The following is a 21186-nucleotide window of genomic DNA, read 5'->3' on the forward strand; positions in this document are numbered from 1 at the left end:
GGTTAATCTTCCTGTTGCGGGAAAAGAGTCTGGTCGATGAGATCACACAGGCAGTGCAGGGTCAACAGGTTGACCTCAAGAATGCGAGGTGTCCGAGTTGAAGGTACGCGGATCTCGACGTCGTTGGGGCCAAGCAGGCCGGCCATCTCGCCACCATCACCCCCACTTAGCACTATGATGGTCATGTCGCGTGACAGGGCGGCCTCCGCCGCCTTGATCAGGCTGCGGCTGTGGCCTGAGGTGGTCAGAGCGACGAGGATGTCTCCTGGCTGGCCAAGGGCTCGGATCTGCTTTGCATAGACCTCTTCGAAACCATGGTCGGTGGCGATGGCACTGATGGTGGCCATGTCCGGTGTCAGCGCCATGCCGGGCAGGGCCGGGCGCTCGGTTTCGTAGCGGTTGACCAGTTCGGCGATGAACAACTGAGCCAATGCGGCAGAAGGGCCGTTACCACAGGCCAGCACCTTATGACCGTTGAGCAGACAGATGGTGATCATTTGAGCGGCAGTATGAATGGCCTCGGGAAGGGCCTCTGCGGCAGCGATCTTGGTCTGGATGCTTTCGGTGTAATTCTCTTTGATGCGGTCTGTCATCTTATCCTCTTAAAACGCATTCTGGATCCATTCAGGAATATCGCCTTCAAACACCATGGCATCGAAGCGGCAAGCCTGCTGAGCTTCATTGAGGCCGTGTTGCTGCAAATAGTGGCGAGCGGCCAATTGTACCCTGCGTTGCTTGGTTTTGGTGATAGATCCGGCGGCACCACCATAACGATGGCTGGCGCGATAGCGAACCTCGATGAAAACCAGGGTATGGCCGTGACGCATGATGAGATCTATCTCGCCACCACGGCAGCGGTAATTACGCCAAAGAGGCTGCAATCCAGCGGATTGCAGCCTCTGCTCAGCCATCAATTCAAAGTGCTTGCCCCGGCTCTGCTGGGTCTGAGGCAACAGGCTGTTCAGACCCTGACGCATCCGGTTCATCAGTCGCTTCATCCGATGTTGCCTCCGTATTGTCGGGCAGGGCATGGGGATCGCGTACGATGCCGTTCTGATAGACGCCCCAGCTCAGTTGACGCTGTACGACGCCGTTACCGTCGATGCTGAGCTGGCCGGTTAACCCGGAGAGCTGCATGCTGGGGTTGGCGCGCAGCTGTTGCAGCTTGCCGGTCAGGGTGAAGGCATCATAACCCATGGCAAACAGACGTAGCCGATCACCGCTTAGCTGTGGCCACATCTGCTGGATTTGGGCTTTGAGGCCGTCGTAGCTTCCGAGCATCAGCGGCATATCGGAAATGTGTACCCCATTGAGCTCGGGTAGCACTTCGCGAGCGGCGCTGTCATAGCCACGGGCGGCAATGAAGGTAGCGAGCCCGCCTTTTGCCTGACTGACATTGAAATCGATATAGGGCTTGATGGTACGAGTGTCGACCGGGCCGGCGATGATGTAGGCCGCATCAATACCGTTGAAGGTGTTATGTTGCGGGGCATCGCTGGTGAGATCGCCAACTTGCTGAACCCGGCCGGCCGTCTTGCCACTCAGGGCGTTACGCACCATGCCTTCGATCTCTTGGCGCCCGCCAAAGGTGGCCACCACAGGGCGCCCCTGGCTGACAGTCTGCCAGGCCTTCTCGAAGTTCTGCACCCCGGCATAACCGATTCGATCCTGTGAGGCCAACACCATGGGCTGGCGATACCCCTGCTGATAGAGATACTGTGCCGCCTGCCCTGCATCGGCAGCTGCCGAGAGGGAGAAGAAGAAGTTCTTCTCGCCAACTACCGGCTTGTCGAGTTCGTTGAGCGCCAACACGGGGATGGTCGGCTTCAGATCCAGCAGTGCCTGCACTCTATCTTTGAGTAGCGGGCCGATGATCATGTCCGCCCCCTCCTGGACCGCCTGCTGGTATAGGGTGGCGATAGGCTTGCTCTGGGTGTCGTAGAACTTCACCTTGAGCTGGCTGCCGCTTTGCTTGTACGACATCAGGATACCGTACTGCAGCGCCTGCCCCTGGGCGGCCAGGTTGCCGGAGAGCGGCAGCATGACGGCGGCTTGCAGCGGTTCATTCAGCTCGGTGGCCAGCAGCTTGTCGAGCCCGGCCGGCATATCCCCCAGCGCCGGGTGCTGCGGGAAGCTGCGCTTCCAGATGTGCAACTGGCGGGTCAGTTGATCCGGTTGGGCACCGTACTGGTTTACCAGCGCCGCCAACTGTAACCAGCCGGTGGTGACGTCAGGAGCCGGTGCCTCTTGCAGGGATTGCAGGGTGGCTGGGGTCATGCCTTGCAGCAGGATCCATATCTGGCGATGGTTTTCCTTTTGCGCCTCATCCTTAATGAAGGGATCGAGGGCTATCAGGCTCTTGGCGGCACCAAAGCGATCTTTATTATCGAGCTGGAGGGAGGCACGCTGCAGATACCACGCCTTCTCGGTGTCGGAGTCGAGCTGGGTGGCCGGCTTTTGCTCCAGCAGGGCCAAGGCGCCCTTGGAGTTCCCCTTGGCCAGCACCACCTGAGCTTCCAGCAGTTGTAGTTGGGCCAGTTGCTCGGCGCTCTTGCCCTGCTTGCGTAGTTGTTGCAGCAGAGCCGCGGCAGGTTCTGTCTTGCCGGAGGCCAGATAGCTGCGGGCTGCCAGGATCTGCCAGACGAATGCCTCATCCGGATGTTCATCGCTGACCCGATCGAGATACCAGCCGGCGTCCTGAGTCACGGCCGAGAAGGGGGAGGGAAGGCTCAGCGGCTCGTTGCCACTACCTGGGCCTGAGGCGCAGGAAGCCAAAAGAAGACCGGCGATCAGGATGCCGGCGAGTCGTGTTACACTTAGCAGCTTTGTAAACCGGTTCAAGTTCATACCCCGACCAGTGTTGAAAAGTCCCCATAGTGTAAACGGGGCTATATGGCGACACAATTGTCGGGGTCTGCGGAGAGGTCATGAACGACACGCCTACCCTGTATATAGTCCCTACCCCGATCGGCAACCTGGCGGATATCACCCAGCGGGCCCTCGATATTCTGCGCAGCGTCGATCTGGTGGCGGCGGAGGATACCCGCCATACAGGTATCCTGCTCAGTCACTATCAGATCTCCGTTCCGACCTTTGCTCTGCACGATCACAATGAGCAGCAGAAGGCCGATGTGCTGATTGGCCGCATCAAGGAGGGCAAAAGCATTGCCCTGGTTTCTGATGCCGGCACGCCGCTTATCAGCGATCCCGGTTACCATCTGGTGACTCGCTGCCGTGAGGCCGGGGTCAAGGTCGTACCGCTGCCCGGCCCTTGCGCCGCCATTACGGCACTCAGCGCTGCCGGTCTTCCGACGGATCGCTTTACCTTTGAGGGGTTCCTGCCGGCCAAGGCCAAAGGGCGTGACGATAAGCTGCAAGAGCTGGTCGATGAACCCCGCACCATGGTTTTTTACGAATCCCCACGCCGGGTTTTGGAGACGGTCGAGGCGATTGTGCGCATCCTGGGGGAGCGCCAGGTCGTGCTGGCCCGTGAGTTGACCAAGACCTTTGAAACCATCCATGGCCTGCCTGCGTCTGAGCTGCTGGCCTGGCTCGGTGAGGATGAGCACCGCACCCGTGGCGAAATGGTGCTGATGGTGGCGGGAGCGCGTAAAGACCCGGAGGATCTGCCGGCCGAGGCGATCCGCACCCTGGGGCTGCTGGTGGCTGAATTGCCGCTCAAGAAAGCGGCGGCCTTGTGCGCCGACATTCACGGAGTGAAGAAGAACGCGCTCTATAAGTACGGCCTCGAACACTACTGATTTGCCGACCAGGGTGATTATCGGTTTACCCCGGCCCTGCAAGACGGCTATAATCCGCGCCCGGAGTCGGCCGGGCAATCGCTGCTTCGTCGTTGTGTCCCTCGGGGCAGACGGGCGGAGGGGAGGAAAGTCCGGGCTTCATAGGGCAGGGTGCCAGGTAACGCCTGGGGGGCGTGAGCCCACGACCAGTGCAACAGAGAGCAAACCGCCGATGGCCCGCAAGGGATCAGGTAAGGGTGAAAGGGTGCGGTAAGAGCGCACCGCGCGACTGGCAACAGTTCGTGGCACGGTAAACTCCACCCGAAGCAAGACCAAATAGGCCCCCTTTGGCGCGGCCCGCGTTGGGGGCGGGTAGGTTGCTGGAGCCTGCGAGCGATTGCAGGCCTAGAGGAATGATTGCCACCGGGGCAACCCGGTACAGAACCCGGCTTACAGGCTGACTCCCCCAATTTGAAAGCCCTGCATCTCGATGCGGGGCTTTTTCTTATCGTTTGGGAAGGTTTATCTCGAGGAATATTCTGTGGAAAATCAGCCGCCTCCCTCTTTTCAGGAGGCGCTGCGGCTGTTTTGGTCTCGCCGGACCCCCTTCCTTGCTTGAAAAGCCGAGGTGGGCTCCTTAAACTTTAAAGTGGAGAAAAGTGGATCAAAGTGGTTTTAATGATCCAATAACCATTCAACCACTTTAGGGGATGCAGGGTGTTGCGTGGCGCTCATGCCATCAGCCTCGACAGCAAGGGGCGGTTGGCTATTCCGACCAAATTCCGGGATTGGCTTCGCGACGAGTGCGATGGCCAGCTGGTCTGCACCATCGATTTGTCTCACCCCTGCCTGCTGCTCTATCCCCTGCCGGAGTGGGAAGAGATAGAGCGTAAGCTGCGCTCCCTTTCCAACATGAATGCGGCTGAGCGGCGCGTGCAGCGACTGCTGCTTGGTCATGCCAGCGAATGCGAGCTGGATAATAACGGGCGCCTGCTGCTGAGTGCGCCGCTACGTGAACACGCCGGACTGGACAAGAAGGTGATGCTGGTTGGCCAGCTCAACAAGTTCGAGTTGTGGGACGAAGCGCGTTGGCACCAGCAGGTGGAAGAAGATATCCGGGGCCTGCCCGAGGACGACTGGTCCGGCTCCGAACGATTACAGGATTTTTCCCTTTAAATGACGCAAGGCTTTGAACACATCACCGTGCTGCTCAACGAGGCGGTCGAAGGTCTGGCTATCAAGCCGGACGGTATCTATGTCGACGGCACTTTTGGCCGCGGTGGCCACTCCCGCCTGATCCTGGAGCAGCTTGGCCCTCATGGCCGGCTGATCGCCATCGATCGGGATCCCCAGGCGATAGCCGAGGCGTCCACCATCCAAGACCCCCGTTTTGAAATCGTGCACGGCCCCTTCTCCGGGGTCGCCGATTATATTGCCGAGCGTGGCCTGACTGGCCAGATCGACGGTTTTTTAATGGATCTCGGGGTCTCCTCGCCCCAGCTTGACGATGCCGATCGTGGCTTTAGTTTCATGAAGGATGGCCCGCTCGACATGCGGATGGACCCGACCAGCGGACAGAGCGCCGCCGAGTGGCTGGCCCATGCCGATATTGACGACATCGCCTGGGTGCTCAAGACCTTCGGTGAGGAGCGCTTTGCCAAGAAGATTGCCCGCGCCATCGTCCACGATCGTGACCAGACCCCCTTCACCCGCACTCGCCAGCTGGCTGAGATGATTGCCCGGGTCAACCCGAGCAAGGAGAAGGGCAAGCACGCGGCGACCCGCAGCTTCCAGGCCATCCGTATCTACATCAACAGCGAGCTCGACGAGATCGAGAGCGCCCTCAATGCGTCCCTCTCCATTCTCAAGGCCGGCGGTCGCTTGTCGGTGATCAGCTTCCACTCCCTCGAGGATCGGCTGGTCAAGCACTTCATCCGCAAGCATGAGAAGGGGCCTGAAATTCCGCACGGACTGCCGTTGACCGAAGCCCAGCTCAAGGGCGATCGCAAGCTCAAGGCGGTTGGTAAGGCGCAAAAGCCTTCCGATAACGAGGTGGGCCACAACAGCCGTTCGCGCAGCTCGGTGCTGCGGGTGGCTGAGCGGCTCGGGGAGTAACCATGGCTGACGAACGCATCAACCTGTCGCGCGAGATCTTCGTCGATCTCTGGCGCCATAAGGTGCAGCTGCTGCTCTGCGTGTCGGTGTTGGTCACGGCCTTCGTGGTGATCCTGGTCACCAACATGACCCGGGGCAAGACCTCCCAATATAACGAACTGATGGCGGAGCGCGACTCCCTCGAGATCGAGTGGCGTCATCTGTTGCTCGAGCAGGGAACCCTGGCCGAGCACTCGCGGGTGGCGGGACTGGCCATGGAGAAGTTGCAGATGGCGCGCCCCATCGTCACCACTGAAAAGGTGATCATCGAGCCATGAGTCGCATCAACTTCAACCGTAAAGGGGCCAAGGCGGGCGGCAAGGAGAGTGCCACCGTTCACCCGTGGCGTTTTCGTACCCTGCTGTTTTTCATCGGCATCGCCTTTGGCGGTCTGATCCTGCGTCTGGCCTGGATCCAGGTGATAGACCCGGATCGCCTGCGCCAGGAGGGGGACATGCGCTCCCTGCGTACCACAGAGACCCAGGCGGTGCGTGGCATGGTGACCGATCGCAACGGAGAGCAGTTGGCGGTGTCCGTGCCGGTCGAGGCGGTGTGGGCCGATCCCAAGACGGTACATGAGTCCGGCGCCATCGCGAACGAGCGCGCCTGGCAGGCGCTCTCCGAGGTGCTGAAAGTCGATATCAAGACCCTCAAAAACCGGATTGCCAACCCCAAGAAGCGCTTCGTCTACCTGCAACGGCAGGTGACGCCGGCAGTGGCCGAATACATCAAGGGGCTGAAACTCGGTGGCGTCTACCTGCGTCCCGAGTCACGCCGCTTCTACCCGACCGGTGAGATCAGTGCCCACCTGGTGGGGGTGACCAACATCGACGGCCACGGCATCGAAGGGATTGAGCGCAGCTACAACGACTGGCTCACCGCCACCCCTGGCGAGATGCGGGTGCGTAAAGACAGGCACGGCCGGGTCATCGAGCACCTCGGTGTGGTTAAAGAGGGCAAAGACGCCAACGATCTGCACTTGAGCATCGATCAGCGGGTGCAGTCCATCGCCTACCGGGCGCTGAAGAAGGCGACCGATGAGAACATGGCGACTTCTGGCTCCATGGTGATGCTGGATATCAAGACCGGCGAGGTGCTCGCCATGGTCAATACCCCCTCCTACAACCCGAATAACCGTGGCCAGTACCAGAGCTTCCGGGTGCGCAACCGGGTGGTGACCGACACCTACGAGCCGGGGTCGACCGTCAAGCCGCTGATCCTGCTCAGTGCGCTGCATGCCGGGGTCACCAGCTGGGACGATTTCATTGATTCCAAGCCCCTGTTCATCGGTGCCAAACAGATCAAGGACGTGAGCGTCCATCACGCCAACAATCTCTACGACATACTGCGCTACTCCTCGAACATCGGCATGTCGCGCATCGCCCTACGCATGCAGGCGCAGGACATGATCAACACCCTCAGCATGCTCGGCTTCGGCATCGAGTCCGGCAGCGGCCTGATGGGGGAGAGCGGTGGCATGCTGCCCCAGCGTCGCCGCTGGTCTGACATCGAGCGGGCGACGCTCTCGTTCGGCTATGGCCTGCGGGTGACCCCGCTGCAACTGGTCTCGGCCTACGCCACTCTGGCCAACAGCGGTTGCCGTAACCCCATCTCGGTCACCAAGCTGGAGAAAAAACCCACCTGTGAGCAGGTGATCAACCAGAACGATGCCAAGGCGATGCTGCGTGCTCTCGAGTACGTGGTTGACTCCGCCATTCCCAAGGCCAAGGTGCCGGGCTACCGCATTGGCGGCAAGAGTGGCACCGCCAAGGTGGCCGTGGCCGGTGGCTACGGCAAGGACTACATGGCCTGGTTTGCCGGTTTTGCACCGGCCAGCAACCCGCGCTTTGCCATGGTGGTGGTGATCAACGAGCCCAAGGGCAAGGCCTACTATGGCGGCGCCGTGGCGACCCCGCCGTTTGCCGAAGCCATGGGCGGCGTGTTGCAGCTCTACAACATTCGTCCCGACGCCGACACGGCGGTTCAGGATCCCAAGCTTGCCCGTCAGGAGGCGCCCCTTGTTCCCCGCACTTGATCAACTGTTGCTGCCGTTTGGCGTGACGGCGCCCGCCATCGCGCTGGATGCGATCACCCTCGACAGCCGCCGGGTTGCGCCTGGCACCCTGTTTGTTGCGGTGAAGGGGCATCAGGTGGATGGCCGCCGTTTCATCGAGCAGGCGGTGGCCCAGGGGGCGGCCGCCATCTTGTTTGAGGCGGGCGATGACTTTGTCGCCCCTGAGCTGGCGGTTCCCTGCATCCCCATGGCGGATCTGCCGCGGCATCTTTCTGCCCTGGCGGGGCGCTTCTACGGAAACCCCGCACAGGCGCTGGAGCTGGTCGGGGTCACGGGCACCAACGGCAAGAGCACCACGGCCCTGCTGATCGCCAACTGGCGCACCCTGCTCGGCGGTCACGCCGGTGTCATGGGCACGGTGGGCAACGGTCTGTTCGGCCAGCTGGTCGAGGCGGCCAACACCACCGGCAGCGCCATCGAGGTGCAGGGCAACCTGTGCGCTCTGCATGAGCAGGGGGCCGAGCTGGTGGCGATGGAGGTCTCCAGCCACGGTCTGATGCAGCACAGGGTGGCGGGGTTGCAGTTTGATGCGGTGGCCTACACCAACCTCAGTCGCGATCACCTCGACTACCACGGCACCATGGCGGCCTATGCCGAGGCCAAGGCACTGCTGCTGGAGCGGGTGGATGAGGCCCGCGCTGTCATCAATGGTGATGACGAGGTGGGACGTCAGTGGCTGGCCCGCCGGCCTGCTGCCGTGGCGTACAGCCTGGAGGGGGGCGTGGCCGGCCACCCTGGCCCGCAGATCCTCGCCTCGGCGCTGGAATTTCATCAGCAAGGTTTTCGCGCCCGGATTAACTCGCCGTGGGGGAATGGTGTATTATCCGCCCCCTTGCTGGGCCGCTTTAACGTGGCCAACGTGCTCGCCGCCCTCGGGGTGATGCTGGTGCTGGGTTACGACTTCGACGCCCTGCTCGCCAGCGCCCCTGCCTTGCAGCCAGTGACCGGGCGGATGGAGTGTTTCGGTGGTCAGGACAAGCCCCTGGCCGTGGTCGATTACGCCCACACCCCGGATGCCCTCGAAAAGGCGCTGGCCGCCTTGCGGGTGCACTGCCAGGGGCAACTCTGGTGTGTGGTCGGCTGTGGTGGTGACCGGGATCGCGGCAAGCGGCCCATGATGGCGGCGGTGGCCGAGCGCTGCGCCGATCGGGTGATCCTGACCGATGACAACCCGCGCACCGAAGCGCCGCAGCAGATCATGGCCGACATGGTGGCCGGGTTGCAGGCTCCCGAGCTGGTGCAGGTCGAGCACGATCGCATCAAGGCCATCCGTCTGGCACTGAGCCAGGCGACGCAGCAAGACATCGTTCTGGTGGCCGGTAAGGGCCACGAGGATTACCAGATCATCGGCACGCAAAAGCACCACTACAGCGATCGCGAGACGGTCGTCGAGGTATTGCGCACATTACCGGAGTCATTCGCATGATGACCCTTCAACTCTCCGACATCGCCGCGGCCATCGATGCCCGCCTGATCGGGGAGGATTGTCCTGTTTCTGCCGTCAGCACTGACACTCGTCAGTTGTCTCACGGCTCTCTCTTCGTCGCCCTGCGTGGCGAGCGTTTCGACGCCCACGATTTTTGCGAGCAGGCCATGGCCGCCGGCGCCAGCGCTTTGCTGGTCGAGCGCGAGCTGCCGCTGGCCATTCCCCAGCTGGTGGTGCAAGACAGCCTGCGCGGCCTCGGCCGTCTCGGTCGTCTGCTGCGCCAGCGGGTGAACCCCAAGGTGTTCGCCATCACCGGCAGCTGTGGCAAGACCACGGTCAAGGAGATGGCCTCGGCCATTCTCGCGCGGGAAGGGAAGGTGCTGGCCACCGCCGGTAACTTCAACAACGAGGTCGGGGTGCCGCTCACCCTGCTGCGTCTCGAGCCCGGCCACGACTTCGCCGTGCTGGAACTGGGCGCCAACCACCCTGGCGAGATCGCCTGGACTACCTCGCTGGCCCTGCCGGACGCCGCCCTCATCAACAACGTGGCGGCCTCGCACCTGGAGGGCTTCGGCTCCCTGGAAGGGGTGTTCCACGCCAAGAGCGAGATCTTCGAGGGGCTGGGCGAGGGCGGCTGTGCCATCGTCAACGCCGACAACGAGTTCTGGCCCCAGTGGCGCGAGCGTGGGCTCAGCTGCGCCTTCTCCATCGACGATCAGCGCCAGCCGTTCCACGCCCGTGACATCGTCATGAATGCCGGCGGCTGCGCCGAGTTCGTCATGGTCACCCCTCAGGGGGAGGTGGCGGTCACTCTGGCCATCCCTGGGCGCCACAACATCGGCAATGCCCTGGCGGCGGCGGCCGGTTGCCAAGCGCTGGGCGCATCGCTTACGGCGATCCGTGATGGCCTGGCCGCCATGGCTCCGGTCAAGGGGCGCTTCTGCGTGCAGCGCTGGGGCGGCCTGACCCTGATCGACGATACCTACAACGCCAGCGTCGAGTCGGTGCTGGCGGGCATCGATGCCCTGACCAACATGGCCGGCTACAAGGTGCTGGTGTTTGGCGACATGCGCGAGCTGGGGGCCGAGTCGGCCGAGCAGCATGCCCGGGTCGGTCGCCACGCCAAGGCGCGCGGCCTGGATGCCGTGCTCTGCGTCGGGGAAGAGAGCCGTCATACCGCAGACGCGGCGGGCGGACGACATTTTGATAACAAGGCGTCATTGTACGAAGTGCTGGCAACCATGATTGAGAATCACGCCGAGATAGCGGTACTGGTAAAGGGGGCCCGCGGCTCCCGGATGGAAGAGATCGTCGAGATGGTCAAGCACCATCAGGAGCAGGCCCAATGCTAGTCTGGCTGGCGGAACTGCTGACCCCGCACTTCACCTTCTTCAACGTCTTCTCCTACCTGACGTTTCGCGCCATTTTGTCGATCCTGACCGGCCTGTTCTTCGCGCTGTGGATGGGGCCGCGCCTCATCCGCCGCTTGCAGGTGTTGAAATTCGGCCAGGTGATCCGCCAGGAGGGGCCCGAGTCCCACCTGAGCAAGGCCGGCACCCCGACCATGGGGGGGCTGATGATCCTCGCCTCCATCTTTGTTTCGACCCTGCTGTGGTGCCGCCTCGACAACGGTTATGTCTGGCTGGTGCTGTTTGTGCTGGGGGCCTATGGGGCCATCGGCTTTGTCGATGACTATCGCAAGGTGGTGCGCAAGAACACCGATGGCCTGATCGCCCGCTGGAAGTACTTCTGGCAGTCGCTGGTGGCACTGATCGTGGCCTTCGTCCTGTACGCGACCGCCACCCATGAAGGGCAGACCCAGCTGGTGGTGCCCTTCTTCAAGGAGGTGATGCCCCAACTCGGCCTGCTGTTCATCGTGCTGGTCTACTTCGTCATCGTGGGCACCTCCAACGCCGTCAACCTGACCGACGGCCTCGATGGCCTCGCCATCATGCCGACCGTCATGGTCGCCGCCGGCTTTGCCTTGATCGCCTGGGCCACCGGTAACGTCAACTTCGCCGAATACCTGCACATTCCCTATGTACCCTACACCTCCGAGCTGGTGGTGGTGTGCACTGCTATCATCGGCGCCGGGCTGGGTTTCCTGTGGTTTAACACCTACCCGGCCCAGGTCTTCATGGGGGATGTGGGCTCTCTGGCGCTGGGCGGCGCGCTCGGCACCATCGCCGTGCTGGTGCGTCAGGAGTTCCTGCTGGTCATCATGGGCGGTGTGTTCGTGATGGAGACCCTGTCGGTGATCCTGCAAGTGGGCTCTTACAAACTGCGCGGAGTGCGCATCTTCCGCATGGCGCCCATTCACCACCACTACGAGAAGAAGGGCTGGCCGGAGCCGCGCGTCATCGTGCGCTTTTGGATCATCACCCTGGTACTCGTGCTGCTGGGTCTGGCGACCCTGAAGGTGAGGTAAGCCATGGTCATCATCATCGGCCTCGGCAAGACCGGCCTCTCCTGCGTCGACTACTTCCTGGCCAAGGGGGTCACCCCTCTGGTGATGGACACCCGCGCCAACCCGCCCGGCCGCGATCAACTGCCACCCGAGGTGGAGCTGGTTCACGGTCTGGACGAGGAGCGTTTCAAGCAGGCCCACCTGATCGTGGCCAGCCCCGGCATCGCGCTGGCGACGCCCGAGCTCAAGGCGGCCGCCGAGCGCGGTGTTGAGATCGTCGGTGACATCGAGCTGTTCGTGCGCGAGGCCAAGGCCCCGATTGTCGCCATCACCGGCTCCAACGGCAAGAGCACGGTCACCACTCTGGTCGGCGAGATGATTGCCGAGGCCGGCCTCAAGGTGGGCGTCGGCGGCAATATCGGCACGCCGGCGCTGGATTTACTCAAGCAACCGGCCGATCTGTATGTGCTGGAGCTCTCCAGCTTCCAGCTCGAGACCACTCACAGTCTGCGCGCCGCCGCCTCCGTGGTGCTCAACCTCTCCGAGGATCACATGGATCGCTACCATGGCATGGCGGACTATCGCGCCGCCAAGCAGGAGATCCATCAGCACTCCCAGCACATCCTGATCAATCGCGACGATCCCCTGACCCGGCCGGATGTCGGCAGCGCCTGGAGCAGCTTTGGTCTCGATGGCAGCGCCTATGGCCGCGTCGAGATCGACGGCCGGCTCTGGCTCTCGCTCTATGGTGAGCCGCTGCTGGCGGTGGATGAGATGAAGATCGTCGGTGCTCACAACCAGGCCAACGCCCTGGCGGCCATGGCACTGTGCGATGCGGTCGGCATCGCGCGTGAGCCGCAGCTCACCGTGCTGCGCCGCTTCGAGGGGCTGCCCCACCGTGCCCGTTTCGTGCGCGAGGTGAACGGCGTGCGCTGGATCAACGACTCCAAGGCCACCAACATCGGCGCCACCCTGGCGGCGGTCGCCGGGGTGCGCGAGGCGGTCAAGGGCAAGCTGATCCTGCTGGCCGGCGGCCAGGGCAAGGGTCAGGACTTTGCGCCGTTGCAGGCCCTGCTCGGCAGCCAGATCGACAAGATGTACTGCTTCGGTCAAGATGGCGCCCTGCTGGCCGCCCTCGGCGAGCAGACCGAGCTGGTGGCGGACATGGACGAGGCTATTGCCCGTGCTGCTGCGGATGCCCGTCCCGGTGACTGGGTGCTGCTGGCACCGGCTTGCGCCAGCTTGGATCAGTTCAAGTCCTTCGAGGTGCGTGGCGATCGCTTCACCGAACAGGTGATGGCCCTATGAAGGCCTGGCTGCGCAGCAGCGGGGTCTGGCTGTGGGGCGTGCTGATGCCCCAGCGGCCCGGTGCCCTCTATGATCGCCAACTGGTGACCCTGGCCTTTGCCCTGATGTCGGTTGGGCTGGTCATCGTGGCTTCGGCCTCGATCCCCGAGGGGATTTCGCTGGCCAACGATCCGTTCATGTTCGTTAAACGCCACGGCATGTTCCTGGTGATGGCGCTCGGCATCGCCTGGGTGGTGTTGCAGATCCCGATGACCCGTTGGCAGCAGTACAACGGCTCTATGTTGTTGCTCGCCATCATCATGCTGGTGCTGGTGTTGGTGGCGGGGCGCAGCGTCAACGGCTCGGTGCGCTGGCTGCCCCTGGGGCCCTTCAACCTGCAGCCGGCCGAGTTCGGCAAGCTGGCGCTGTTTGTCTATCTGGCCGGTTATCTGGTGCGGCGCCAGAACGAGGTGCGCGAGCGCTTCATCGGCTTCATGAAGCCGATGGCGGTGCTGTTCGTGCTCGCCATCCTGCTGCTGTTGCAGCCTGACTTGGGATCGGTGGTCGTGATGTTCGTCACCACCCTCGGCATGCTGTTCTTGGCCGGCGCTCGGCTGGTGCAGTTCATCGGCCTCATCTTGGTGGGGGTGAGCGCGGTGGTGACCCTGATCATCGCCGAGCCTTATCGGATGCGGCGGGTCACCTCCTTCCTCGACCCCTGGGCCGATCCGTTCGGCAGTGGTTATCAGCTGACCCAGTCGCTGATGGCCTTCGGTCGCGGCAGCTGGTTTGGCGAGGGGCTCGGTAACTCGATTCAGAAGCTTGAGTACCTGCCGGAGGCCCACACAGACTTCGTGTTCGCCATCCTCGGTGAGGAGCTCGGTTATATCGGCGTGCTGGCGGTGCTGGCGCTGCAATTTTGTATGGCGGCCAAGGCTCTGCGCCTCGGCCATGCCTGTCTACAAGCTCAACGGCTGTATGAGGGCTATCTGGCCATCGGTATCGGCATCTGGTTCAGCTTCCAGACCTTCGTTAACGTGGGCGCCGCCAGCGGCATGATGCCCACCAAGGGGCTGACCCTGCCACTGGTGAGCTACGGTGGCTCCAGTCTGATCATCATGTCAGTGGCCGTGAGTATGTTGATTCGTATTGATTTCGAGCTGCGTCAGGCGAGTGCCCAGGCGCGCGTGCGGGAGGCATAGTGAGCAAGACCTTGTTGGTGATGGCGGGGGGTACCGGTGGGCATGTCTTCCCCGGTCTCGCCGTGGCCGATCGACTCAAGGAGCAGGGCTGGAGCGTACACTGGCTCGGCACCGCCGACCGGATGGAGGCGGAGTTAGTACCCGCTCATGGCTATCCCATCTCCTTTATCGACATCCAGGGGGTGCGCGGCAACGGCCTCAAGCGCTTGCTGGCGGCCCCTTATCGCATCATCAAGTCGATTCTGCAGGCCCGCAAGGTGCTCAAGGAGATCCGCCCCGATGTGGTGCTCGGCATGGGGGGCTTTGCCTCCGGCCCCGGTGGGGTCGCAGCTTGGCTCAGTGGTATCCCCTTGCTGCTGCACGAGCAGAATGCCTCGGCCGGCATGACCAACAAGCTGCTGGCCCACATCGCCAAGCGGGTGCTGATGGCCTTCCCCGGCGCCTTTGCCCCGAACAGCCGCACCGCCGTGGTTGGTAACCCGGTGCGCAGCGAAGTGGTGGCCCTGCCGGAGCCGACCGAACGGATGGGTGCAGGTGAGCGCCCACTGCGCCTTCTCGTCATTGGTGGTAGTCTTGGCGCCAGGGTGCTGAACGAACAGGTGCCGCTGGCCGTCGCGGCTGCCGCCATGCCCATCGAGGTACGTCATCAGACCGGGCGCGGCAACCAGGAATCGGTGGGGGTGGCCTACCGCCAGCTGGGGCTTGAGGCCGAGGTCAGTGACTTCATCAAGGACATGGCCGGGGCCTATGCCTGGGCCGATCTGGTTGTTTGTCGCGCAGGTGCGCTGACGGTATCCGAAGTTGCGGCAGCAGGTGTCGCAGCCATCTTCGTCCCCTTGCCCCATGCAGTGGATGATCACCAGACTCGCAACGCCCTGACCCTGGTCGATGGCGGTGCGGCCGAATTCCTGCCCCAGAGCGAATTGACCCCGGCCTCGTTGGCCGCCCGTTTGGTCTGGCTGGCGGGACGTCGAGACACGTTATTGAACATGGCCGTGGCCGCCCGCCGCATCGCGATCACCGATGCAGCCGAGCGTGTCGCCGATGAATGCAAACGGCTGGCCGAATGAGAGAGAGCTATGACCAAGGTTGAACTGGCAAAACTGCGTACCATGATCCCCCAGATGCGCCGCGTGCGTCGCATCCACTTCATCGGCATCGGTGGTGCCGGCATGGGGGGGATCGCCGAGGTCCTGGCCAATGAAGGTTATCAGGTGAGCGGCTCGGATCTGGCGCGTAACACCGTGACTGAGCGCCTGAGCTCACTGGGGGCGGAGATCTACCTCGGTCACCGTGCCGAGAATATTCACGATGTCAGCGTGGTGGTGGTCTCGACCGCCATCAAACAGGACAACCCGGAGCTGCTGGCCGCCCGCGAGCTGCGTATCCCGGTGGTGCGCCGTGCCGAGATGCTGGCCGAGCTGATGCGTTTTCGTCATGGCATTGCCATTGCTGGCACCCACGGCAAGACCACCACCACCAGTCTGGTGGCGAGCATCTATGCCGAGGCCGAGCGGGATCCGACCTTCGTCATCGGTGGCCTGCTCAACAGCGCTGGCACTAATGCGCGTCTGGGCAGCAGTCGCTATCTGATTGCCGAGGCAGACGAGAGCGACGCGTCCTTCCTGCACTTGCAGCCGATGGTCTCCATCGTGACCAATATCGAAGCGGATCACATGGACACCTATGGCGGCGATTTCTCCAAGCTGCGCAGCACCTTCATCGAGTTTCTGCATAACCTGCCCTTCTACGGGCTGGCCGTGGTGTGCGTCGATGACCCGGTGATCCGCGGCATGCTGCCGGAGATTGGTCGCCCGACCGTGACTTACGGCCTGTGTGATGACGCCGATGTGCAGGTGCTCGATTTTGTTCAGACCGCCCATCACAGCACCTTCCGCCTGCGCCGCAAGGAGGGGGGAGAGTTGGCAGTGAAACTGAACCTGCCGGGGATCCACAACGCCCTCAACGCCGCCGCCGCCATCGCGGTCGCGACCGAAGATGGCATCGCCGATGAGGCGATTGTGCGCGCGCTCGAGAAGTTCGAAGGGGTGGGGCGCCGCTTCCAGCAATACGGTGAGTTCGAGACCGGCCGTGGCAAGGCGATGCTGGTCGACGATTACGGCCACCATCCGAGTGAGGTGAAGGTGACCATCAACGCCGCCCGGGCCGGATGGCCGGAAAAGCGTCTGGTGATGGTGTTTCAACCGCACCGTTATAGCCGTACGCGTGATCTCTACGAGGATTTCGCCGAGGTGCTCTCCAAGGTGGATGTGCTGGTGATGCTCGAAGTGTATGCTGCCGGAGAGGAGCCGATTCCGGGCGCCGATGGTCGCGCGCTGTGCCGCACCATCCGCTCGCGCGGCGCCTTGGAACCCATCTTTGTCGCGACGCCGGAGGATGTCCCGGCGGTGCTGGCCGGTATCGTTGGTGAAGGTGACCTGGTGTTGACCCAGGGCGCCGGCAACGTCGGGGCACTTTGCCGCCGCCTGGCCGAGATGAAATTGGATGTAAGCAGCATGAAATCGGGTGCTTGAGCCCTTAATGAGTGTTTTGACCGTCATGCCGGGGCCTATATAATGGCGAGTCCGGTTTACATGCCGGCAGAATAAGGCGTCGGACGGGGAGCACAGGTTGGAGGCAAGGGCACAACCGCGTACCAAGGGGGGCTTTCTGGCAGGAGTAATGTTCTTCCTGCTGGTACTGTGGGGCCTCTATCGGTGCGCCTTGAATGTCAGCGGTTGGCTGACGGATGCAAATCAGTTGCCCATGAGCGAGTTGTTGCTGCAGGGGCAGCATGAATATGTGAAGCCGGAGGAGGTGCGCCAGGCCGTGTTAGACGGCTCCGAGCTGCGCAACTTCTTCGATCTGGATGTGGATGCGGTGCAGGCGCGCCTAGATGCGCTGCCTTGGGTTGCCCAGGTGTCGGTGCGTAAGAAATGGCCAAACAAGATAAAGGTCTTTCTGACTGAACAAACGGTCGCGACGCGCTGGAGCAATAACCGCTTCCTGAGTAAAACTGGGGAGATTTTCTCTGCGCCGGATCGGGTCAAGTTTCCACTGGTCTCCCTGTCGGGACCGGATGACCAGGCAAAGCGGGTGCTCGAGAGCTACCGCCAGTTTGATGCACTGCTGGCCCCCAAGGGATTTCGGGTGGTCAAGGTCAATCTCACGGCACGTCATGCTTGGGAGTTGACCCTGGAGGGAGGCGTTCAGCTGTTTCTCGGGCGTTCGGATGAAATGGCCCGGTTACAGCGGTTTATCGATGTCTTTCCGGAGATCCAGCCCCGTGAGCTGATCGCTTACGTGGACCTGCGATACGACACCGGATTGGCAGTTGGCTGGAAGAGAAACGAAGAGAAAGTGCATGACCAAAGCCGCAGATAGAAACCTGATTGTCGGACTGGATATCGGTACCACCAAGGTAGCGGTACTGGTCGGTGAGGTCCTGCCGGACGGCGAACTCAACGTCATCGGCATGGGCAGCCACACCTCGCGCGGCATGGATAAAGGGGGCGTGAACGACCTTGATTCCGTGGTCAAGTCCTTGCGTCGGGCCGTCGAAGAGGCCGAGATGATGGCCGACTGCCAGATTAGCTCCGTCTATCTGGGGCTCTCCGGCAAGCACATCGACTGCCGTAACGAGACGGGCATGGTGCCCATCTCCGACGAGGAGGTGACCCAGGAGGACGTGGATAACGTGATCCACACCGCCAAGTCGGTGCGTCTCTCCGATGAGCTGCGCGTGCTGCACGTGCTGCCGCAGGAGTTCGCCATCGACTACCAGGAAGGGATCAAAAATCCAGTCGGTCTCTCCGGCGTGCGCATGGCCGCCAAGGTACATTTGGTGACCTGCCACAACGACATGGCACGCAACATCGAAAAATGTGTCGAGAAGGTGGGGCTGCGCGTCGACCAGCTGATCTTCTCAGCCCTGGCGTCCAGCTATGCCGTCCTCACTGAGGATGAAAAGGAGCTGGGGGTCTGCGTGGTGGACATCGGCGGTGGCACCATGGATATGTCCCTGTTCACCGGTGGTGCGCTGCGCCACACCAAGGTGATCCCGTACGCCGGCAGTACGGTGACCAGCGACATCGCTTATGCCTTCGGCACACCGCCGCTGGACGCCGAAGCCATCAAGGTGCGCTACGGCTGCGCCTTGGGCCGCTTGGTCAGCAAGGAAGACACCATTGAGGTGCCGAGTGTGGGTGGCCGTCCGGCCCGCAGTCTGCAACGCCAGACCCTGGCCGAGGTGATCGAGCCCCGTTACACCGAGCTGCTCTCCATGGTGCATGACGAGCTGGTGAAGGTGCAGAACGATTTGAAACAGCAGGGGGTCAAGCATCAGTTGGCTGCCGGCGTAGTGCTCACCGGCGGTGCCGCCCAGATTGAGGGTGTCGTCGAGTGTGCCGAGCAAATTTTCCAGTGCCAGGTGCGGGTGGGGGAGCCCCTCAACGTGCGTGGCCTGAGCGATTACGTGCAGGCTCCGGTCTATTCGACCGCCGTGGGTCTGCTGCAGTATGGCCGCATGCATCAAAGCAGTGGTCCGAGCAAGGAATACATCGCCAAGACAAGTGTGGGTGGCCTGGTTAAACGGGTCAGCACCTGGCTGCGTGGCGAGTTTTAAGAATTTTGCTGAAGTCAGCAAATAAAGCGGAGAGACAACATGTTTGAATTTATGGATAGTCACACCGACGAAGCGGTCATCAAGGTGATCGGTGTCGGTGGCGGCGGTGGCAACGCCGTTGAGCATATGGTGCGCCAGAACATTGAGGGCGTGGAGTTCATCACAGTGAACACCGACGCCCAGGCGCTGCGCAACTCCAGCGCCAATACCACCCTGCAGATCGGTGGTGGCATCACCAAGGGCCTCGGCGCAGGCGCCAACCCCGAGGTGGGTCGTGACGCGGCCATGGAAGATCGCGAAAGTTTGCGCGAACTGCTGGCGGGTTCCGACATGGTCTTCATCGCCGCCGGCATGGGTGGCGGTACCGGTACCGGTGCGGCACCGATCGTGGCCGAAGTGGCTCGCGAGATGGGGATCCTGACGGTCGCCGTGGTGACTAAGCCCTTCTCCTTCGAAGGCAAGAAGCGCATGGGCTTTGCCGCTCATGGTATCGAGGAGCTCTCCAAGAATGTGGACTCCCTGATCACCATCCCGAACGACAAGCTGCTGAAGGTGCTGGGTCGCGGTATCTCCCTGCTGGATGCCTTCAAGGCCGCCAACGACGTGCTGCTGGGCGCCGTACAGGGCATCGCCGAGCTGATCACCCGTCCGGGCCTCATCAACGTCGACTTCGCGGACGTGCGTACCGTGATGCGTGAGATGGGAACCGCCATGATGGGTACCGGCTCTGCCTCCGGTGATGATCGCGCTGAAGAAGCCGCCGAGAAGGCCATCTCCAGCCCGCTGCTAGAAGACGTGGATCTGGCCGGTGCTCGCGGCATCCTGGTCAACATCACAGCCGGCCTCGACATGACCATCGAAGAGTTCGAAACCGTGGGTAACGCGGTCAAGGCTTTCGCCTCCGAGAACGCTACCGTGGTGGTGGGTACCGTCATCGACCCGGAGATGCAGGACGAGCTGCGTGTCACCGTGGTCGCCACCGGTATCGGTGCCGAGCGCAAGCCGGACATCACCCTGGTCAAGAACAGCCAGGTGCAGGAGCGCCCGGTTCGCCAGCCCCTGAACGACATGATGCAGGGCCGCGTGATCGAAGAAGCCCCGGCCAAGGTGGTCAACGCCGAGCCGCAGGCCCGTCGCGAACCCGACTATCTGGACATCCCGGCCTTCCTGCGCAAGCAGGCAGACTAAGGTCATCCGACCTCGGTTTGTTTGTTGCTTAAGGATTGTGCTATGATGGGCTGCCACGGCTTTCGAGCCATGAATTTTGCTTTGAGCGGATGCACCCATGATTAGACAAAGAACCTTGAAAACGAGTGTCCAGGCCACTGGTGTAGGCCTGCATTCTGGACGGAAAGTGACCATGACCTTCCGTCCGGCGCCTGTGAACACAGGGATCGTTTACTTGCGTACCGATCTGAATCCTGTGGTGGAACTGCCGGCGAATGCAGATCAGGTGCGTGACACCTTGCTGTGTACTGCTCTGGTCAATGATCAGGGCGTACGTGTATCGACCATCGAACACCTCTCTGCCGCCTTGGCAGGCATGGGGATCGACAACCTGTATGTGGAAGTGGATGCACCGGAAGTACCGGTGATGGATGGCAGTGCCCAGCCTTTCATCTATCTGCTGCAGGAAGTGGGGATCCGTGAGCAGAATGCGCCCAAGCAGTTTGTGCGCATCAAGCAGCGTGTACGGGTTGAAGACGGCGACAAGTGGGCGGAATTCCACCCCTATGCCAACGGCTTCAAGATGGATCTCGAGATCGATTTCCAACACCCGGCTATCGAAGGGCGAAACCAGCGTTGTGTGCTGGACTTCTCTGGCAGCTCCTTCGTGAAGGAGATCAGCCGGGCGCGTACCTTTGGTTTCATGCGTGATATCGAGTACCTGCGCTCCCAGAATCTGGCCCTCGGTGGCAGTCTGGAAAACGCCGTGGTGCTGGATGACTATCGCGTGCTGAACGAAGAGGGTCTGCGCTACGAGGACGAGTTCGTCAAGCACAAGATGCTCGATGCCATCGGTGACCTCTACATGTGCAACCGCAGCATCATCGGTGAGTTCCGTGCCTACAAGACCGGTCACGCACTCAACAACAAGCTGCTGCGCGCCCTGCTCGCCAACCAGGAAGCCTGGGAACTGGTGACCTTTGAGGGTGAGCAGGCCAAGGCTCCTATCGCCTACTACGACAACGGTCTGGTTCTGGCCCGATAGGATGAAAATCGGGACGTCGGTATCCTCTCCGCACCGACGTCCTGTTTTTCTACGCCCCCT

At 62.1% G+C, this 21186-nt stretch carries 19 protein-coding genes and 1 other RNA gene; 17 read left to right on the forward strand and 3 right to left on the reverse strand.

Features of this window, described 5'->3' with window-relative positions; genetic code table 11:
• Positions 1–2: 2 nt before the first annotated feature.
• From BN1134_RS04420 to BN1134_RS04430, 3 genes are read right to left on the reverse strand one after another with little or no spacing between them, the layout of a single operon-like run.
• On the reverse strand, positions 3–593 hold the full coding sequence (locus BN1134_RS04420) for a D-sedoheptulose-7-phosphate isomerase (RefSeq protein WP_042045448.1): 591 nt from the start codon (positions 591–593) through the stop codon (positions 3–5).
• Between the two features lie 9 nt (positions 594–602).
• Positions 603–998, reverse strand: a complete 396-nt coding sequence (locus tag BN1134_RS04425) for a YraN family protein (RefSeq protein WP_156991654.1) — start codon at positions 996–998, stop codon at positions 603–605.
• Complete coding sequence (locus BN1134_RS04430) at positions 916–2847, reverse strand: penicillin-binding protein activator (RefSeq protein ID WP_084214706.1); 1932 nt, start codon at positions 2845–2847, stop codon at positions 916–918. Before BN1134_RS04430 ends, BN1134_RS04425 begins: the two co-directional genes overlap by 83 nt.
• Before the next feature lie 80 nt (positions 2848–2927).
• On the opposite strand from BN1134_RS04430, the gene rsmI reads away from it, so the two are divergent.
• From rsmI to lpxC, 17 genes are all read left to right on the forward strand, one after another.
• The gene (gene rsmI, locus BN1134_RS04435; protein WP_042045450.1) at positions 2928–3761 is read left to right on the forward strand and encodes a 16S rRNA (cytidine(1402)-2'-O)-methyltransferase; all 834 of its coding nucleotides are present in this window, start codon (positions 2928–2930) and stop codon (positions 3759–3761) included.
• Between the two features lie 62 nt (positions 3762–3823).
• An RNA gene (rnpB, locus tag BN1134_RS18830) (RNase P RNA component class A) lies at positions 3824–4209 on the forward strand.
• 248 nt (positions 4210–4457) lie between these two features.
• Positions 4458–4916, forward strand: coding sequence for a division/cell wall cluster transcriptional repressor MraZ (gene mraZ, locus BN1134_RS04440; protein WP_042045451.1), 459 nt, complete (start codon positions 4458–4460; stop codon positions 4914–4916).
• Positions 4917–5855 carry a 16S rRNA (cytosine(1402)-N(4))-methyltransferase RsmH gene (gene rsmH / locus BN1134_RS04445; RefSeq protein WP_042045452.1) on the forward strand — a complete coding sequence of 313 codons (939 nt, stop codon included), beginning with the start codon at positions 4917–4919 and terminating at the stop codon, positions 5853–5855. It abuts the gene before it with no gap.
• Between the two features lie 2 nt (positions 5856–5857).
• Positions 5858–6172 carry a cell division protein FtsL gene (ftsL, locus tag BN1134_RS04450; RefSeq protein WP_042045453.1) on the forward strand — a complete coding sequence of 105 codons (315 nt, stop codon included), beginning with the start codon at positions 5858–5860 and terminating at the stop codon, positions 6170–6172.
• Positions 6169–7929 carry a penicillin-binding transpeptidase domain-containing protein gene (locus tag BN1134_RS04455; RefSeq protein ID WP_042045454.1) on the forward strand — a complete coding sequence of 587 codons (1761 nt, stop codon included), beginning with the start codon at positions 6169–6171 and terminating at the stop codon, positions 7927–7929. Before ftsL ends, BN1134_RS04455 begins: the two co-directional genes overlap by 4 nt.
• Complete coding sequence (gene murE / locus BN1134_RS04460; protein WP_042045455.1) at positions 7913–9394, forward strand: UDP-N-acetylmuramoyl-L-alanyl-D-glutamate--2,6-diaminopimelate ligase; 1482 nt, start codon at positions 7913–7915, stop codon at positions 9392–9394. Before BN1134_RS04455 ends, murE begins: the two co-directional genes overlap by 17 nt.
• A complete protein-coding gene (locus BN1134_RS04465) occupies positions 9391–10746 on the forward strand; it encodes a UDP-N-acetylmuramoyl-tripeptide--D-alanyl-D-alanine ligase (protein WP_042045456.1) in 1356 nt (451 codons plus the stop codon). The genes murE and BN1134_RS04465 overlap by 4 nt, the downstream gene beginning before the upstream one ends.
• A complete protein-coding gene (mraY, locus tag BN1134_RS04470; RefSeq protein WP_042045459.1) occupies positions 10740–11822 on the forward strand; it encodes a phospho-N-acetylmuramoyl-pentapeptide-transferase in 1083 nt (360 codons plus the stop codon). Before BN1134_RS04465 ends, mraY begins: the two co-directional genes overlap by 7 nt.
• Positions 11823–11825: 3 nt before the next feature.
• Positions 11826–13109 (forward strand): UDP-N-acetylmuramoyl-L-alanine--D-glutamate ligase, encoded by a 1284-nt coding sequence (gene murD / locus BN1134_RS04475; RefSeq protein WP_042045460.1) that lies wholly within the window; start codon positions 11826–11828, stop codon positions 13107–13109.
• Positions 13106–14290, forward strand: a complete 1185-nt coding sequence (gene ftsW, locus BN1134_RS04480) for a cell division protein FtsW (RefSeq protein ID WP_042045461.1) — start codon at positions 13106–13108, stop codon at positions 14288–14290. The genes murD and ftsW overlap by 4 nt, the downstream gene beginning before the upstream one ends.
• On the forward strand, positions 14290–15360 hold the full coding sequence (murG, locus tag BN1134_RS04485) for an undecaprenyldiphospho-muramoylpentapeptide beta-N-acetylglucosaminyltransferase (RefSeq protein ID WP_042045463.1): 1071 nt from the start codon (positions 14290–14292) through the stop codon (positions 15358–15360). Before ftsW ends, murG begins: the two co-directional genes overlap by 1 nt.
• Positions 15361–15369: 9 nt before the next feature.
• Positions 15370–16824, forward strand: a complete 1455-nt coding sequence (gene murC / locus BN1134_RS04490; protein WP_042045465.1) for a UDP-N-acetylmuramate--L-alanine ligase — start codon at positions 15370–15372, stop codon at positions 16822–16824.
• Between the two features lie 97 nt (positions 16825–16921).
• The gene (locus BN1134_RS04495) at positions 16922–17674 is read left to right on the forward strand and encodes a cell division protein FtsQ/DivIB (protein WP_042045467.1); all 753 of its coding nucleotides are present in this window, start codon (positions 16922–16924) and stop codon (positions 17672–17674) included.
• Complete coding sequence (gene ftsA, locus BN1134_RS04500) at positions 17655–18914, forward strand: cell division protein FtsA (RefSeq protein WP_042045468.1); 1260 nt, start codon at positions 17655–17657, stop codon at positions 18912–18914. The genes BN1134_RS04495 and ftsA overlap by 20 nt, the downstream gene beginning before the upstream one ends.
• Before the next feature lie 39 nt (positions 18915–18953).
• The gene (gene ftsZ / locus BN1134_RS04505) at positions 18954–20102 is read left to right on the forward strand and encodes a cell division protein FtsZ (RefSeq protein ID WP_042045469.1); all 1149 of its coding nucleotides are present in this window, start codon (positions 18954–18956) and stop codon (positions 20100–20102) included.
• 97 nt (positions 20103–20199) lie between these two features.
• Positions 20200–21126, forward strand: coding sequence for a UDP-3-O-acyl-N-acetylglucosamine deacetylase (gene lpxC / locus BN1134_RS04510; RefSeq protein WP_042045470.1), 927 nt, complete (start codon positions 20200–20202; stop codon positions 21124–21126).
• Positions 21127–21186: the final 60 nt, after the last annotated feature.

The sequence above is a fragment of the Aeromonas simiae genome, assembly GCF_000820125.1.
Taxonomy (GTDB): domain Bacteria; phylum Pseudomonadota; class Gammaproteobacteria; order Enterobacterales; family Aeromonadaceae; genus Aeromonas; species Aeromonas simiae.